General features: G+C 43.4%; 13 protein-coding genes. 9 read left to right on the top strand and 4 right to left on the bottom strand.

Annotated elements, in window-relative coordinates; genetic code table 11:
* Positions 1-14 precede the first annotated feature (14 nt).
* The 3 genes from glgA to VM640_RS07705 are packed head-to-tail and all read left to right on the top strand — an operon-like array spanning position 15 to position 6,680.
* The gene (glgA, locus tag VM640_RS07715; protein WP_325390944.1) at positions 15-1,487 is read left to right on the top strand and encodes a glycogen synthase GlgA; all 1,473 of its coding nucleotides are present in this window, start codon (positions 15-17) and stop codon (positions 1,485-1,487) included.
* Positions 1,465-5,061 carry a bifunctional glycogen debranching protein GlgX/4-alpha-glucanotransferase gene (locus tag VM640_RS07710; protein ID WP_325390942.1) on the top strand — a complete coding sequence of 1,199 codons (3,597 nt, stop codon included), beginning with the start codon at positions 1,465-1,467 and terminating at the stop codon, positions 5,059-5,061. Before glgA ends, VM640_RS07710 begins: the two co-directional genes overlap by 23 nt.
* A gap of 23 nt (positions 5,062-5,084) precedes the next feature.
* Complete coding sequence (locus tag VM640_RS07705) at positions 5,085-6,680, top strand: glucose-6-phosphate isomerase (protein ID WP_475394577.1); 1,596 nt, start codon at positions 5,085-5,087, stop codon at positions 6,678-6,680.
* A gap of 124 nt (positions 6,681-6,804) precedes the next feature.
* Here VM640_RS07705 and glk read toward each other — a convergent pair whose 3' ends face one another.
* Entirely contained in the window at positions 6,805-7,803 is a 999-nt protein-coding gene (glk, locus tag VM640_RS07700; RefSeq protein ID WP_325390940.1) for a glucokinase, read from the bottom strand.
* 341 nt (positions 7,804-8,144) lie between these two features.
* On the opposite strand from glk, the gene queC reads away from it, so the two are divergent.
* Positions 8,145-8,813, top strand: coding sequence for a 7-cyano-7-deazaguanine synthase QueC (queC, locus tag VM640_RS07695; RefSeq protein ID WP_325390938.1), 669 nt, complete (start codon positions 8,145-8,147; stop codon positions 8,811-8,813).
* A gap of 264 nt (positions 8,814-9,077) precedes the next feature.
* Here queC and VM640_RS07690 read toward each other — a convergent pair whose 3' ends face one another.
* Positions 9,078-10,244 carry an iron-containing alcohol dehydrogenase gene (locus tag VM640_RS07690; protein WP_325390936.1) on the bottom strand — a complete coding sequence of 389 codons (1,167 nt, stop codon included), beginning with the start codon at positions 10,242-10,244 and terminating at the stop codon, positions 9,078-9,080.
* A gap of 104 nt (positions 10,245-10,348) precedes the next feature.
* Between VM640_RS07690 and VM640_RS07685 the strand changes: the two genes are divergently transcribed.
* The gene (locus tag VM640_RS07685) at positions 10,349-10,873 is read left to right on the top strand and encodes a type II toxin-antitoxin system RatA family toxin (RefSeq protein WP_325390934.1); all 525 of its coding nucleotides are present in this window, start codon (positions 10,349-10,351) and stop codon (positions 10,871-10,873) included.
* Between the two features lie 4 nt (positions 10,874-10,877).
* Positions 10,878-11,864, top strand: coding sequence for an aldo/keto reductase (locus VM640_RS07680; protein WP_325390932.1), 987 nt, complete (start codon positions 10,878-10,880; stop codon positions 11,862-11,864).
* A gap of 68 nt (positions 11,865-11,932) precedes the next feature.
* Here the strand turns inward: VM640_RS07680 and VM640_RS07675 are convergent, their stop codons facing one another.
* On the bottom strand, positions 11,933-12,439 hold the full coding sequence (locus VM640_RS07675; RefSeq protein WP_325390930.1) for a CarD family transcriptional regulator: 507 nt from the start codon (positions 12,437-12,439) through the stop codon (positions 11,933-11,935).
* Positions 12,440-12,597: 158 nt separating this feature from the next.
* On the opposite strand from VM640_RS07675, the gene VM640_RS07670 reads away from it, so the two are divergent.
* Entirely contained in the window at positions 12,598-13,767 is a 1,170-nt protein-coding gene (locus tag VM640_RS07670; RefSeq protein WP_325390927.1) for a pyridoxal phosphate-dependent aminotransferase, read from the top strand.
* A gap of 45 nt (positions 13,768-13,812) precedes the next feature.
* On the opposite strand, the gene VM640_RS07665 is transcribed toward VM640_RS07670, so the two are convergent.
* Positions 13,813-14,136, bottom strand: a complete 324-nt coding sequence (locus VM640_RS07665; RefSeq protein ID WP_325390925.1) for a hypothetical protein — start codon at positions 14,134-14,136, stop codon at positions 13,813-13,815.
* Between the two features lie 131 nt (positions 14,137-14,267).
* Here VM640_RS07665 and VM640_RS07660 point away from each other — a divergent pair, with 131 nt between their 5' ends.
* Together VM640_RS07660 and VM640_RS07655 are read left to right on the top strand one after the other, a co-directional pair.
* A complete protein-coding gene (locus tag VM640_RS07660; protein ID WP_325390923.1) occupies positions 14,268-14,606 on the top strand; it encodes an arsenate reductase family protein in 339 nt (112 codons plus the stop codon).
* Positions 14,607-14,676: 70 nt separating this feature from the next.
* Positions 14,677-16,290: an ABC-F family ATP-binding cassette domain-containing protein gene (locus tag VM640_RS07655; RefSeq protein ID WP_325390921.1), complete on the top strand. Its 1,614-nt coding sequence runs from the start codon at positions 14,677-14,679 to the stop codon at positions 16,288-16,290.
* The last annotated feature ends 299 nt before the right edge of the window (positions 16,291-16,589 follow it).

Below are 16,589 nucleotides of genomic sequence, written 5' to 3'. Positions count from 1 at the left end.
GAAGAGGGAAGTCGATGAGAATCCTTTTCGTAACACCTGAAGCGGATCCCTTCATAAAAACAGGTGGACTGGGTGAAGTAGGAGGGTCTTTACCCTTAGCTTTAAAAAAGCTGGGCCTTGATGTACGAGTTATGATGCCCCAATATAGCCAAATTTCTGAGGAACTGAAACGGGAAATTCAACCTGTTGCACAGTTTCGTGTACCCCTTGCTTGGCGTCAGCAATACTGCGGGCTCGGAGAAACGAAGGTTAAGGGAATTCCCTATTATTTTATTGATAACGAATACTATTTTAAACGCTCCGGAATTTATGGCTTCTATGACCAGGCCGAACAATACGCTTTTTTCTGCCGTTCTGTTCTTGAAAGTCTGCCCTATTTAGGTGATTTTCACCCCGATATTATCCATTGTAATGACTGGCAAACTGCCTTAATTCCCATGATGCTTAAACTTCAATCATCTGACGTAACGGATGCTTACCCCCGCGCTCGTTCTTTCCCGATTAAGACCGTATTTACCATCCATAACCTCCAATATCAAGGCGTTTTTGCAAAGGAAGTCCTCGGCGATATTCTTGGCCTTGGTCAGGAATTTTTTACGGCGGAAACTTTAGAATTTAATGGAGCCGTAAATTTTATGAAAGCTGCACTCCTCTATGCGGATCATCTGACGACCGTCAGCCCCACCTATGCCCAGGAAATCCAGACCCCCTATTATGGAGAAAAGCTTGAAGGTCTATTGCAAAAGCGCCGAGCGTCACTGACCGGTATTCTTAATGGAATTGATATTGAAAAATACCCCGTTGCTGAAGATGAATTGACTGATGAAAAGCGGAAGTATAAACGCGATTTACAACATTTAATGAACCTACCCCTTCGTCCAGAGGTCCCTGTCCTCGCAATCGTCTCGCGTTTGGTCAACCAAAAGGGGATGGATTTACTCGCCCATGTTCTTGAAGAGATTCTTGAGCTGGATGTCCAAATGGTGGTTCTCGGCACCGGGGAACAGCATTATGAAACAATGTTTCGTGATTGTGAGAAAAAACACCCTGGTAAACTCGTTGCCCGGATTCTCTTTGACGAGCCGTTAGCCCGAGTGATTTATGCCGGATCCGATCTATTTCTGATGCCTTCCCGCTTTGAACCCTGCGGGATTGCTCAGATGATTGCTATGCGCTATGGCTCGATTCCGATCGTTAGAGAAACGGGCGGTCTCAAGGATACCGTTCTTCCTCTCAATGAAGACACGGGGAAAGGGAATGGCTTCAGCTTTGCTAATTACAATGCGCAGGAGCTTCTTTTCACAGTGCAACGTGCAGTTCATTTCTATAAAAAGAGGCCGGGGCTTTGGAAGCGGCTCAAGCTGAATGCCCAAGCCACTAACTTTAGTTGGGACCGTTCCGCACGTCAGTATCTTGAACTCTATCAAATTCTGGCTCAAGATGAGATAAAGCTGGAGGAACAAGATGGAATTTTTTGCGTACCATGATTCTCAAGACTTATTCTTTCGGAATCCTTTTGGGGCAATCTCCTGCGGACAGGAGATTGTTTTTCGCCTCGTACTTCGTTCCACGACACCGATCGAAACCTGTATGCTTCGACTCTGGTTCGAAGATCAGGAAATTCTGCTTTCGATGACGAAATTAGAACGAAACCCCGATCGAGAATTTCACTCCCCCGCACAACCAATCTCCACGTGTTTTTATTCGGCTCTTAAATCCACCTTTGAAGTTTCCTATAGAGTACCTGATCAGCCTGGTCTTATCTGGTATTTCTTCATCATCCCGTTTGGTTCAAAAACGTATTATTATGGGAATAATGATTTGGATTTGGGGGGATTAGGCGAGCTTAAAGAGCAAGAACCTCCGGCGTATCAAATCACGGTTTACACCCCGAGCCACGTCCCTGAGTGGTATAAAAAAGGAGTAATGTATCAAATCTATGTAGATCGATTTTATAATGGCAATGATAATGGTCATTTAAATTCTCCCAAAGCAAAATCCTTGATCCATAGCGACTGGTTAGATACGCCTTTTTATATTACGAATCGGCAAGGTCAAGTGACCCGTTGGAACTTTTTTGGGGGAAATCTACAGGGAGTTAAAAAAAAATTGCCCTATCTAAAAGCTTTAGGTATCAGTATTCTCTATTTAAATCCGATTTTTGATTCCCCGAGCAATCATAAGTATGACACTGCGGATTATCACCGGATTGATTCGATGTACGGAACTGAGCGCGATTTTGAGGACCTCGTGCAGGAAGCCCAAAAGCTAGGGATCGCGATTCTTTTAGATGGCGTCTTTAATCACACCGGGAATGACAGTATATACTTTAATCAGTACGGGAATTACCCGAGTTTAGGTGCCTACCAATCTCCAGATTCTCCTTATTTCAATTGGTTTCGCTTTAACCACTATCCTGAAGATTATAAATCATGGTGGGGGGTTGAAGCGCTTCCGGAAGTCAATGAATTAGATCCTTCTTACCGTGCCTTTATCTACGGAGGAGAAGGAAGCGTTCTTGATCATTGGATGAAAAAAGGAATTAAAGGATGGCGACTTGATGTTGCCGACGAACTCCCCGATCCATTTATCCAGGAACTACGAACAGCAATGAAAGCAAATGACCCCGAATCCGTTCTCATCGGCGAAGTTTGGGAAGACGCAAGCCATAAAAGAAGCTATGGTAATCTACGAGAGTATTTTTGGGGAAGAGAACTGGACGCAACGATGAATTATCCTTTCCGAGAAATATTTCTTCATTTTATCTTAGGTACCAAGGATGCGGAAAGGGTTCATCAAAAGGTTATGAGCCTTTACGAAAACTACCCTCGTGAAAATTTTTACGCTGAGATGAACCTCTTGGGAAGTCATGACCGCAGGCGTATTCTTACGATTTTAGGGGGAGCTCCGCCTGAGGAGGAGTTAACAGCCAAGGAACGAGAGACTTATCGTTTATCATCAACCGCGCGAAAGCGAGGTATAAAACGCTTAAAACTGCTGAGTCTCCTGCAGATGACATTTCCAGGTGTCCCTTGTATCTATTATGGAGATGAAGCCGGTCTAGAAGGGTATAGTGATCCGTTTAACCGGGGGACCTACCCTTGGGGTAAAGAAGATCCGGAGCTTCTCGCTTGGTATCGACAACTTATTCGTTTACGTCAGGAATATGATATTTTGCAAACGGGGGAGTTTATTTCTTTTTGGGCGGGACCCGATGTGTATGGTTTTAAACGAACAGGGCGTGAGGAAGATATCATTATTATCTTAAACAGGCATGAAACGCAAAGAAAAGAAATTACCCTTAATTTCTCGGATACTAATCTATTGATCCTTGATCTACTTCAAGGATCGACCTTAGCCCAAGGCGAAGTCAAAGAATTTACTCTCGAAATCCTCCCCCTCCAAGGAAGGGCGTTGCTCGTGGAAAAAACCAAGACGCCAGAAATGAAGCAAGGGCTCATTCGCTCCTGCGGAATTCTAATGCACGTAAGCTCCTTACCCTCTGCTTGGGGAATCGGTGATATGGGAGAAGGAGCGTACCAATTTGTAGATTTTTTAAAACAATCCGGACAATCGCTTTGGCAGATTCTACCTCTTAACCCACCAGGTGCTGATTATTCGCCCTATCAAAGTGAATCTGCTTTTGCCGGGAATCCTCTACTTATTAGTATCGAGCTGATTATGCACCAAGGACTGCTTACCCAAGAAGAGGTGACGGCAGAAGGAGAAGCGCAAGATTACCTCCTAGCTGGTGCACAACTTCAATCTGACAAACATCTTCATCCCTTCACGTACGTAAAGCCCTTTAAAGAAAATTTATACCGTTTAGCATTCTCACGCTTTCAAGTAATCATCGAACCATTGCATGATTTAACTGAATCAAGAAAGTTTTCTTACCTCTCCTCTGCTAATTACCAACGGTTTCTTCAGGAAAATCAAGATTGGCTTGAGGATTATGCCTTATTCCGCGCGTTAAAATCACATTTTAAGGAACTTCCGTGGTATGAATGGGAGATAGATATCGCCACTAGGAAAGCTAGTGTACTCGAAGCATACGCGGAGCAGCTTGCTCCAGAAATTGAGTATGTTCGTTTTATCCAGTATACGTTTTATGCACAATGGCGAGACCTGAAACACTATGCTCAGGAACAAGGAATTCAAATTATAGGAGATATCCCTATCTTTGTTGCCGAAGATAGCTGTGATACATGGGCAAACCGTGAATTCTTTGTTCTGGATGAAAAGGGCCGGTCGAAGAAATTAGCTGGAGTCCCGCCCGATTATTTTTGCTCCACGGGCCAGCTTTGGGGAAATCCGGTCTATAACTGGGAGGCACTCGATCAAAAGAACTTCAGTTGGTGGAAGCAAAGAATTAAGCAATCTTTAACTCTCTCTGATTTTAATCGTCTCGATCATTTCCGAGGCTTTGAAGCATACTGGGAGGTCTCCGCGGGAGAGGAAACCGCCATCAACGGCAACTGGATTAAAGGTCCCGGGGTGCGATTTTTCAGGAATTTAAAGGAAGAGTTTGGTGAATTACCTCTGATTGCCGAGGATCTGGGGGTGATCACCCCTGCCGTTAAGGTTCTCAAAAAGCTCTGTGGTTTTCCGGGAATGAAGGTTCTGCAATTCAACGCTCAGGTAGATACTGGAGATTCCGGAACGAGAGATTCCGATGATGATTTTGATTTTAGAATCATCCTTGAACCTGCGAGCGATCAGGAAGAAAATTTAGTCTACTATACAGGAACCCACGACAATGACACTCTTTACGGCTGGGTTAAAAGCTTTCTTCAATCTCAAAATTCCTCCTCATCACTGGAAGACGTAACTTTAAAGAGGATTTGTCAAAAGCTCATAGAACAATTATATAGGAGCGAAGCATCTTGGATTGTGTTGCCGATGCAGGACCTACTGGGCCTTGATTCCGCGGCTCGGATGAATATTCCGGGAACGATTGAGGGAAACTGGAAGTGGCAGTTAGAACAAAATCTTTTAACTACAGAGCTCAAGGACTGGCTTAAAACTTTGGCTCAAGAAACAGGGAGAACCTCGCTATAATATAAAGAATGAGATAGGGAAGGGTGGAACAATTGAGCGAAACGTCCTGGCCAAAATTTAAAACTTATTTGTACGCGGATCCTGAATCGGATCTGATGATTGATATTAGCCGTATGATTTTTCCAGAGGATTTTTTTAGCCGTATGGCTCCACAAATGGAAAAGATCTACGCCCAAATTGATTTACTGGAAAAAGGAGCAATCGCGAACCTAGATGAAAACCGAAGAGTTGGGCATTACTGGCTCCGAAATCCGGAATTAGCCCCGAATCCGGAAATTTCTCAAGCTATCCAAGAGAATCTCGCCAATATCAAAGCCTTTGCTCACCAAATTCACAATGGAGAAATCCGTAACGAAAATGGTGCGCTCTTCAAAAATATCCTTCTCATCGGAATTGGAGGTTCTTGTTTAGGACCACAGTTCGTCTCAGATGCACTTGGGACAAATGAGGATCGGATGCAGTTATTTTTTATCGATAATACTGACCCCGAAGGAATGGATCAGATTTTTAAGCGCCTAGAATCTGAGTTGGATACGACCTTATGTATTGTCATTTCCAAAAGCGGCGGAACTCTCGAAACAAGAAATGGGATGCTCGAAGCTAAAAACGTCTACCAGGAGAATAACTTGGATTTTTCGAAGCATGCCATCAGCATCACGCAAGAAGACAGTAAACTCGATCATGTATCTCAAACCGAAGGATGGCTTAAGTCGTTTCCAATGTGGGATTGGGTCGGGGGCAGGACCTCTGTACTCTCATCAGTAGGGCTCGTCGGACTTGCTCTGCAGGGGGTTGAGATCGAATCCTTGCTGGCGGGCGCTCGCCGCTGTGATGAGAAAACGCGTGAGGTTGCAGCAGATCACAATCCCGCTGCTCTTCTCGCCTTAATGTGGTATAAGGCCACCGAAGGCAAGGGAGGCAAGCAAATGGTAATACTTCCCTATAAGGATCGACTTGTACTCTTCTCGAAATACTTACAGCAACTTCTCATGGAATCCTTAGGTAAAGAAAAAGACCTCGAGGGTCGCATCGTGCATCAAGGACTTGTCGTCTTTGGAAATAAAGGCTCGACAGACCAGCATTCTTATGTTCAGCAACTCCTCGAGGGGCCAAATAACTTTTTTGTTACGTTCATTGAAGTCTTAAAAGATAGAGCTAAACTCTCGCCGATTCTTGCCGATAATAGTACGTGCGGAGATTATCTTCAGGCGTCGTTACTCGGAACACGCAACGCGCTTACCTTAAAAGGTCGAGAATCAATCACGATTACGATTTCGGAGGTTACTCCGTTCACGATTGGCGTGCTCATCGGGCTTTTTGAACGAGCCGTTAGTATCTACGCACTCTTAGTTAATATCAATGCCTATAACCAGCCCGCTGTCGAAATGGGGAAAATGTGTACCGGAGAAGCTATTACCTTGAAAAACCTAGCTCTTGATTTTTTGCGCGAGAACCGCGGGCAAAAATTTACCGTGGAGCAATTGGCTCAACAGTTGAAATGTATCAACGCTGAAGAAACTCTTTTTAAACTTTTTGTCCATTTATGCGCGAATCAGGATCATTCGGTACAGATTCAAAAGGGTAAAAGTATTTTCGAAGATCAGTATTTTATAGAATGAACTGGATATGCAAGATCAAGACCTATTTTTTTATACTAACAGAAAGTATAAGTTTTGGGCAGATAGCATAAGTGCAACTAAGGCTTCCGCCTACGCTAGAGGCTTGGCGCAAACCAAGTTTTCTTTATACCCTAGTCTTCTGGTTATATTGAATGATAGCTATTCTAGCGGCACCGAAAAGCGACGTTTGCTCCTCAAGAATGACATAGACAGGGATGCTTGCGAGTAATTCCTTGAATCTGCCTTTATCACAGAATGCTCTCAGAAAAGTTTCATTTTGTAGTTGGGGGAGGAGTTTTGGAACAATTCCACCTCCGAGGTAAATCCCTCCGAGAGCTAAACTTCTCAGGGCTAGATTGCCTGCTTCCGCTCCGAGAATCTTAACAAAAAGGTCAAGAGCGCAACGACACACTGGGCAATTTTGGGAGAGCGCTTTTTCCGTGATCTCCTGCGGAGAGAGCGCAGAAGAGACGTTAGATTCTTCGCCGACCTCGCTAAGAAAGAAACGATAGAGATGCGTAAGCCCCGGTCCGGAAAGGACCCGTTCATAACTCACATGTCCAAATTCATGATGAAGAAAACGCCACAACCGAACCTCTAGCTCACTCTGAGGTGCGAAATCGGCATGCGCACCTTCTGTTGGGCTTACATATTTTCCCTTAATAATCTGGGACTCACCCAAGCCCGTACCGGGAGCTAGAATCGCGCGATTAGCTAAGGCCGGATTGGTGTAGAATTGATCTTCTTTTCCTGAGGCAAGACAGTAGAGTTGTGAACACTCGAGGGTCTGGAGCCCATATCCAAGGGCAACGAGATCATTGCAAAAGGTGAGAGACGTTACTAAATTCAAGGATTTCCGCACCTGCTCTAAGTCAATAGTTTTGCCAAGATTAGTAAGCTGGCAGTGATTTCCTTGGAGTGGCCCGGCTAAACTTAGACATCCAGCTTCTATTTGTTCTTGACCTACCCCCGCGTCCTCTAAGAAATCGTAAAGCACACCTACAAGATCCTGCCAGTCTCTACTGGCTTGTTTTTTTGTCTTAATTAGACAAAGTTCAGAACCACTTTGCTCGAACAAGGCTAAACGTGTATTCGTACCGCCGATATCTCCAGCTAAAATCATGTCAATCGCTCACCTTCAAAAAAATTCTTTCGAAGCAATTTCCCTTTATTTCCCATGATTTATTTAAGCAGTCTACATTTCACATTATATGTTAACACAACTCATTAAACATCTATTACTCGCTCATTGCTTATTTTTTTGCGCTCGATCCTTACTTAGCGTTATAATAGTAGGTATTCTTAAATAGATTCGATAACGTTTCCAACCTTGGCCTTTGGCAGTTTCATTCCTTGGGTTATCTTGGGACAATTTTCGGCCAAAGTTCAAGGAGGTTACGTCTGGTCTTTGCTCCTGTTCCGGGGGAATAAAGAAGAAAAAGGAAAGAAGGGAGAAGTAACGGCATGAAAAAAGCAATAATATTACTTTCTGGAGGATTAGATAGTACCACCTGCATGAGTGTGGCTCATCAAGAGGGGTATGAGCTTTACCCGATCTCTTTTAACTATGGTCAAAGACACCAAAGAGAGCTTGAGAGCGCCAAAGCGGTGGCGTCTTATTACCAGGTCAAGGAACATCGTATTTTTGTCATTGACTCTGTGGGGGGAAGCGCCTTGACGGATCTTTCCATATCCGTACCTGCTTATCAACAAGAAGCGGGAATTCCCGTCACTTATGTTCCCGCGCGCAATATTCTCTTTTTAAGTTATGCTTTAGGGTATGCCGAGGTCATTGGTGCTGAGGCCATTTTTATTGGAGTGAGTTCGATCGATTATAGCGGTTACCCAGATTGCCGTCCAGAATTTATTGAAGCTTTTCAGCACGTCGCTGAGGTTGGAACTAAAGCAGGCGTTGAAGGAAAACCGATCGCGATTAAAACACCGCTTATCCATCTTTCTAAAGCGACCACAATCAAACTAGCAAAAGCCAATGGCGCTCCTTTGCACCTTACGACAAGTTGTTATCAGGGTGGGGAAAAGGCGTGTGGCATCTGTGATAGTTGCACCTTACGGCTCAAAGGATTTAAAGAAGCGGGATTAGTCGATCCAATCCCGTATGAATCACGCTCGTAGTCTTTTGTGTATAAAGAGAAAAAAGCTCCGCTGTCATATAAAGAAAACCCGGCTTTCGCCGAGCTTCAGCGATAAAGAAAACTTGGCTAGCACCAAGCCCTAGCGAAGGTGGTAGCCCTAGTTGCCTTATCCTGCCGGACTTAACCACTTGCATCGTAGGAGAACGAAAGCCGTTGGTTGCACTTATGCTATCTGCCCTCTGTTAGTATTTAAAATGAAGCGGAGCTTCCCCGTTTAAACCGGGTAATCTGAGCAGAGCATGAATTATAGCGCTGACTTATAGATGTTATAGACATCTTCGGTATGAAGCGGTCTGAATTCCCCGATTGCTCCATCTTTTGTAGCAGCTTTAGCCATAATTTTCAGGTTTTCTTCGCCAATCATGACTTCACGAAGAGTTGATGGTAAACCTAAGGACATAAAAAATTCTTGCGTTTTCACAATGGCTTGGCGAGCAAGAGCATAGGAATCCTCGCCTGGGTTTAAGCCCCAAACATTGACCCCGTAATCTTTAAACTGCTCAACCGTAGCATCATTCAGAACATACTCCATCCAGGGCGGAGTTAAAATTGCTAATCCTTCACCATGGGTAATGTCATAATAGGCACTTAATTCGTGCTCCATCGGATGGCAGCTCCATTTTCTTTCTTTGCCATAACTTAAGAGACCATTAATAGCTAAGCTCGAGGCCCACATTAAGTTAGCTCGTGCCTCATAATTATCCGGATTCGCGAGAGCAATCGGAGCATAGTGAATACAGGTCTTTAAAATACCTTCGGCTAACCGACTTTGCAGATAGGCACCTTTGACTGCGGTAAAATAGTTTTCGATAGTATGGCTCATAATATCCGCCGTTCCTGCAGCAGTCTGTTTTTTAGGTACACTATAGGTATAGGTCGGATCAAGAATTGAAAACTTCGGAGCCATGACCGGATTTCCCAGGCCAATCTTTTGATGGGTTTGAAAGTTACTAATCACAGAGAAATTATCCATTTCCGAACCTGTTGCAGATAGGGTTAGAATTGTTCCAAGAGGTAGAGCCTTGACAAACTTCGCTTTGCCGATCATTAAATCCCAGGGATCGGATTCATAGTAGAAGCCCGCTGTGATTAGTTTAGCGCAGTCAATCGAGCTTCCCCCACCTACGGCAAGAACAAAATCAACTTTATGTTTACGACAAATTTCGATTCCTTGGCGGACACTTTCAATTCTCGGATTCGGGTCAATCCCTGCCAATTCCCAAAAAGGAAGATCGTGCGTTTTCAAGATCGCGACGACTTGGTCGTAAAGGCCCATTTGTTTGATACTTCCGCCGCCATATACAAAAAGAACACGCGAACCGCCAAAATTTCGGATTTGTTCGGACAAAGCCCCAATCTGGTCTTTACCAAAAAATATTGCAGTCGGGATTGAATAATTAAAATTACGCATAGATTACACTCCTTTCATCTCTTTTTATTCTAAACTGTAAGTCTAACTTTAGCAAAATTTCTCAGTTAATAATGACTCCTATTTGCAGCACGACAAAGGGGAAGATGATACAAGCAGAATTATTAGAGGGAATTCAAGAAGATTATCGAATTGAGAAACTTGAAAGAAGGTGTCTCATTTTTATGCAACATTTGACGGCCAGCGATTGCCGCGTCTATCCCTATCCGCCAGAAAAAATATATGATATACTCTCAGATATTTCAGGGTATGCCAAATGGTGGCCTTGGGGAGTTAGAGTTAAAGTACTCGAGCAAAGTTCAGATCGAATTGGGGACAAAATTGAGGTTTGGGCGTCCGGAGGCTGGTTCAGATGCCAAGTGAACTCTCTCAAGCCATCCGAACGGATCGGAATAGAATATTATGCTGGAGTAGTCCTTGGGGAAACGTATTGGACGATCACGCCTCAAAAGGAAGGCATGACCAAGGTTTGCTATACCATTGATCTTGAACTTCACGGTCTGCTTCCTAAACTTATGGGAGTAGTCATCAATTTTTCAGCGATTCATTCTTTCCAGTTTCGAAGAGTGCTCTCCTGTTTAGACCATTATCTTATTGGACAGAGGATTTGAGAAGATGAATAAATATCATTTATGCCAATCTCTTCCAGACGTCAGCGAATTATGCTTTGGCGTAGCTCCAATGTGCTCTTTGATGTCCAAGGTTTCCGAGGAAGAAGGTGCCCAGCTTATTCTCAGTGGGCTTGAACAAGGGATAAACTTTCTGGATACAACTGCGCAAATGTACCACCCTTATTCTCGAATCAAACGAGCATTAGACCAGTTCTCAGGTGAAGTTGTTTTGTCTGTTCGCACAACAGCTCCAGATCGAAAAGTAATGTCAAAGGCTATTGAAGACGCGCGCCAGGCGCTAGACCGCGATTATATTGATCTGATGATGCTCCATATCAATAAAAGCACTGAGAATTTAATCAAGGATAAAGCTGAAGCCTTCACAGGTCTCCTTGAGGCTAAGTCCAAGGGCTGGATTCGAGCGATTGGCATATCGACCCATTCTGTCAAGCTCTTGCAACAAGCGCTCGAGGTTGAATTCATTGATGTCCTCAATCCTGCTCTTAACTCCTTCGGTTTAGGAATACTCGATGGTCAACTGCCTGATCTGCTTCAGGTCTTGCAGAACGGGCACGTAGCAGGTAAAGGTAGCTATGCGATGAAAACCCTGGCAGGAGGTCGTTTAGCGGCTCATTCACGCGAAAGTCTCAATTTTATCAGGGGAATACCTGAGATTAGCTCTTTAGCGATTGGTATGTTGACTCCAGATGAATTGAAGTCAAATTTACACCTTTTTGAATCATCTCGACCACAACCTCTCAACCCAGAAGTAAGGCCTACTCCTGAAACTTCACTGGAGTTGACATTTCCGAGAGACAGGACTTTAAAGCGATTCTCCAACTTCTGCAAAGGGTGCGGAATTTGCATCAATAACTGTCCCGCCGAAGCCATGACGCTTCGGGAAGGGAAGGTTCATGTTGATGAAGAAAAGTGCCTTCGCTGTGGTTACTGCGCTTCTGTTTGTCCACAATTCGCCTTGCGTTTGGATTAATTGCTTATTTTTGTATAATAATAAAAGAAGAGACCATCCCTGTAGCCTTGCTCAGGACGGTCTCTTGATTATGCATTAATAACGTTAGTATTAATGACTCCATTTAATAAATTGACAGCTTGTTCATGGGTGATTCCTTTAACTTGTACGACTTCACTAGCAATAATCTGTCGCGCTGTATTCAGCATATTTGCATCATCCATGCCCAACTTATTCTTATTTCTTTTACTTTTCCGCGTTAAATCTCGAATGATTTCCGTAACTTTGAAAATATCCCCGCTTTTGATCCTCTGTTTATTGATTTCATTACAGGATCGTTTATTATCATAAATAACAGGGTCTGTATTTCCATTATTGAAATCCCGAAGGGCTACATCGATTATTTCGGGTTCAACAACCTCGCGAATGTTTAAATTCGACGATTTTTGGGTAGGAACCATAACCTTCATGTTTATATGAGGGATATTCAAGATATAATAGAGCTGACTCTGACCAAGGACTTCTTTCTCTTCAATTGCCTCGATAATTCCAGCTCCATACATGGGATATAGAATCTTGTCGCCAATGTGAAACATTGACCCACCTCCTAAGCAACTGTAACTATAGTATAACACACATTTGTTGTTTTTACAAATCTTATATATTACTACGATGCATCAAAAGTGTCAACAAAATTAATTCATGAAAATACCGCTTAAATAACGTCGAAAATAGGACAAGGGGGAAAATCACGATGCAAAATATGTTTTCAAATCGAATGCAACTTCTTGGAACCGAAACCGCTTTTGAAATGCTCGCGAAAGCTCAGGAGCTGGAACGGCAAGGAAAGGAAATTATTCACCTTGAAATTGGTGAACCAAATTTTCCGACCCCCGTTAATATTACGGAAGCTGGGATTCGCGCTCTACAGGGAGGTATGACCAAGTACACACCTGCACCGGGTTTACTCGAACCCCGGCAGGCTATTGCAGCGTATATCTCAAAGACCCGGGGAATTCCGGTTGAGCCCGAGGAAGTGGTCCTAGTTACAGGTGGCAAACCTATTATGTTTTACTCCATTTTGGCAACTGTCAATCCAGGAGATGAAGTAATCTATCCTAATCCGGGATTTCCCATCTATGAATCCATGATTCGTTTCGTAGGTGGAAAACCCATTCCAATCCCGCTGCGAGAAGAAAATAGTTTTCAAATCGATATTACCGAGCTGAACTCCTTGATTACGGACCGCACCAAGATGCTCATTCTGAATTCTCCGCAGAATCCGACGGGTTCCTTTTTAGCCCGCGAGGATATTGAAGCGATTGCTGAGAAGATCCTAGGAAGAGACATCTGGGTTTTATCCGATGAAATCTATGAAAAGATTTTATACGAAGGAGAAATGTTCTCAATCTCCTCAGTTCCTGGAATGAAAGAAAAAACGATCATTTTAAATGGTTTTTCCAAAAGTTATTCGATGACGGGTTGGCGTCTCGGGTATGGGGTGATGAATCGGGAATTGGCCGAAAAAATCACTCGTCTTGTCGTCAATAGTACTTCTTGTGTTCCTGGCTTTATTCAGATGGCTGGCCTCGAAGCCATAACTGGGCCGCAGACTGCGACCGCCAAAATGGTGGAGAAGTTCAAAGAAAGAAGAAACGCTATTGTCGCCGGGTTAAATGCGATTTCTGGGGTGACCTGTCTAACCCCTCCTGGTGCCTTTTACGTTTTTCCAAACATTAAATCCTTCAAACGCTCCAGTGATGAATTAGCGGAATATCTTCTCTACGAGGCAGGAGTTTCATCGCTGGGAGGGCAAGCCTTCGGCGCGTTTGGAGAAGGATATCTTCGGCTTTCTTATGCAAATTCCCTGGAAAACATCAAACATGCTATAAAACGAATTGAGAATGCTTTAGCAAAACTCTAAAAAAATAGTAGCCATGTTCTTTAGTATCAAATTCCAAGTCTTACGTTATAACTTAAGACTCTTACGGAAATCGGAACGTTTGGACTCCATTTCTGCAAGCTGGACATAGTGATATTCCATAGCTTCCTCCATCCCCATTCTTTCGGCAATTTGGTTGCGTTTCTCGAGTATTTCATAGAGATGGTGGCATTCAAAAATACTGCGTTTCATCATCTTTTTGACCTTCTTTAGATTGGCGCAGCGGTCGCATTTTTCAGGACAATCCGCTACATCCCCTAACGTACCCGCTTGGATTTCTGGCCTATATTGTCCATCCTTAGTTTGAAAACCTTTAACTTTTATCCTAATATAATGATAATTAACGCCCATAATCGTCCTCCTTATTATTCATGTCATTGTTCCCAGCCTCGATCTTTATGATGCAAAACTGGTGTGCTTATTTGTTTCGTAAATTTGAGCACTTTTTAGGATCTGGCTTGGAAAGGAGTCAAGAAGTAGACATGAACATCCAAATTTTCGGTACTAAAAAATGCTTTGATACGAAAAAAGCGGAGCGTTATTTTAAAGAAAGAAATATCAAATACCAATTCATTGATCTCAATGAAAAAGGACTGAGTAAGGGTGAATTAGAGAGCGTCGAACGAACGGTTCCTCTAAACAATTTAATCAATAAAACAGGGAAGGCCTACAAAACTTTAAATCTTGAATTCATCCGCTCGAATAGCTCCCGAGAAGAACTTCTACTTAATAACCCCGGGCTTTATGCAACGCCAATCGTTCGTAATGGGCGGGTAGCATCCGTCGGTTATCATCCCGAAGTCTGGAAGGAATGGGAGTGATTCCAGGAGTAATTCGTGATATAATGGATTATTGTTGAAAAATAAAGTAATTAAAGGAACGATTTAAAGAATGATTAGTACCAGTGAAATAACGTTAAGGTTTGGGAAAAGAGCCTTATTCGAGGATGTCAACGTTAAATTTACGCCGGGGAATTGTTATGGCTTAATTGGTGCGAATGGGGCCGGAAAGTCAACTTTCCTAAAAATTCTCGCCGGTGAAATTGAACCCTCCAAAGGGGAAGTTGTCATTACTCCGGGAGAACGGGTCGCAATTCTCAAGCAAGACCATTTTGAGTTTGAACATTTCAAAGTATTAAATACTGTGATTATGGGGCATTCTCGGCTCTATCAAATCTTGGAAGAAAAAGAAGCCCTCTACTCCAAGCCTGATTTTTCTGAAGCAGACGGCCTTAAAGCCGCCGAGCTTGAAGGGGAATTTGCTGACTTGAATGGTTGGCAAGCGGAAGCTGAGGCTGCAGAACTTCTGATGGGATTAGGAATTCCTAAAGATCTCCATGAAAAATTGATGGAAGAACTCGACGGAAGTCAAAAGGTTCGTGTACTCTTAGCGCAGGCGCTCTTTGGTAATCCCAACATCTTGTTACTTGACGAGCCCACTAACCACTTGGATCTTGAATCCATTAACTGGTTAGAAAACTTTCTCTTAGATTTTGAAAGCACAGTCATTGTTGTTTCCCATGACCGCCACTTCTTGAATAAGGTCTGTACCCATATTGCGGACATTGATTATGGCAAAGTCCAAATGTACGTTGGTAACTATGATTTTTGGTACGAATCCAGCCAACTAGCCTCAAGAATGATGAAGGATTCTAATAAGAAAAAAGAAGAGAAAATCGCCGAATTGCAGAAATTTATTCAGCGGTTTAGCTCCAATGCCTCTAAAGCTAAACAAGCAACTTCTCGTAAGAAACTTTTGGATAAATTAACGTTAGATGATATTAGGCCTTCTTCCCGCAAGTATCCGTTTGTTGGATTTACACCTGAGCGCGAGGCCGGCAACCATCTCCTGACGGTTGAAAATTTAACAGCAACAGTCTTAGGCGAGAAAGTCTTCGAGAATCTTACCTTTACGGTCAACAAGGGGGACAAGATTGCTTTTGTTGGCCCGAATAGTATAGCTAAGACAACCTTATTTCGAATCCTGATGGGAGAGATCAAAGCAGACGAAGGCAGATATAGCTGGGGGGTAACCACTTCGCAGTCCTATTTACCAAACGATAATTCCGAGTACTTTGATACCTACCTCAACCTTGTGGATTGGCTAAGGCAATATTCAAAAGACCAAGACGAATCCTTTGTTCGTGGTTTTCTCGGTCGGATGCTCTTCTCTGGAGACGAAACCCAGAAACCTGCCAATGTCTTGTCAGGTGGAGAGAAAGTACGCTGTATGCTTTCCCGCATGATGCTCAGTGGTGCGAATGTCCTCCTCCTTGATGAGCCGACAAATCACCTTGACCTAGAATCGATCACAGCCCTCAATGATGGTTTAATTCATTTTAATGGTACAATGCTTTTCGTCTCTCAAGACCACCAATTCGTGGAGACGATTGCGAATCGGATCATAGAAATTACACCTCAGGGCTTAGTGGACCGCCAGCTGTCCTATGATGAATATTTGGAAAATGAAAATGTTCAGGAATTACTGGAAAAAATGTATGCGTAGGATCCAAGCCTTAGAAAAGCGGGTCACTGAGAAAAACGAAGTGACCTGTTTTTCTATACTAACAGAAAGTATAAGTCTGGGGGCAGATAATATAAGTGCAGCCAGCGGCTTTCATTCTCCTACGATGCAAGTATTTAAGTCCGGCAGGATAAGTGCAACTAGGGCTTCTGCCTTCGCTTTGCTTGGCACAAGCCAAGTTTTCTTTATCCTACGATGCAAGTGGTTAAGTCCGGCAGGATAAGGCAACTAGGCCTACCACCTTCGCTAGGGCTTGGTGCTAGCCAAGTTTTCTTTATCGC

The sequence above is a fragment of the Desulfitobacterium sp. genome (assembly GCF_035539115.1).
Lineage (GTDB): Bacteria > Bacillota > Desulfitobacteriia > Desulfitobacteriales > Desulfitobacteriaceae > Desulfitobacterium_A.
The sequence above is the reverse complement of the archived record's forward strand: the minus strand, read 5'-3'. Positions and strand labels throughout refer to the sequence as shown.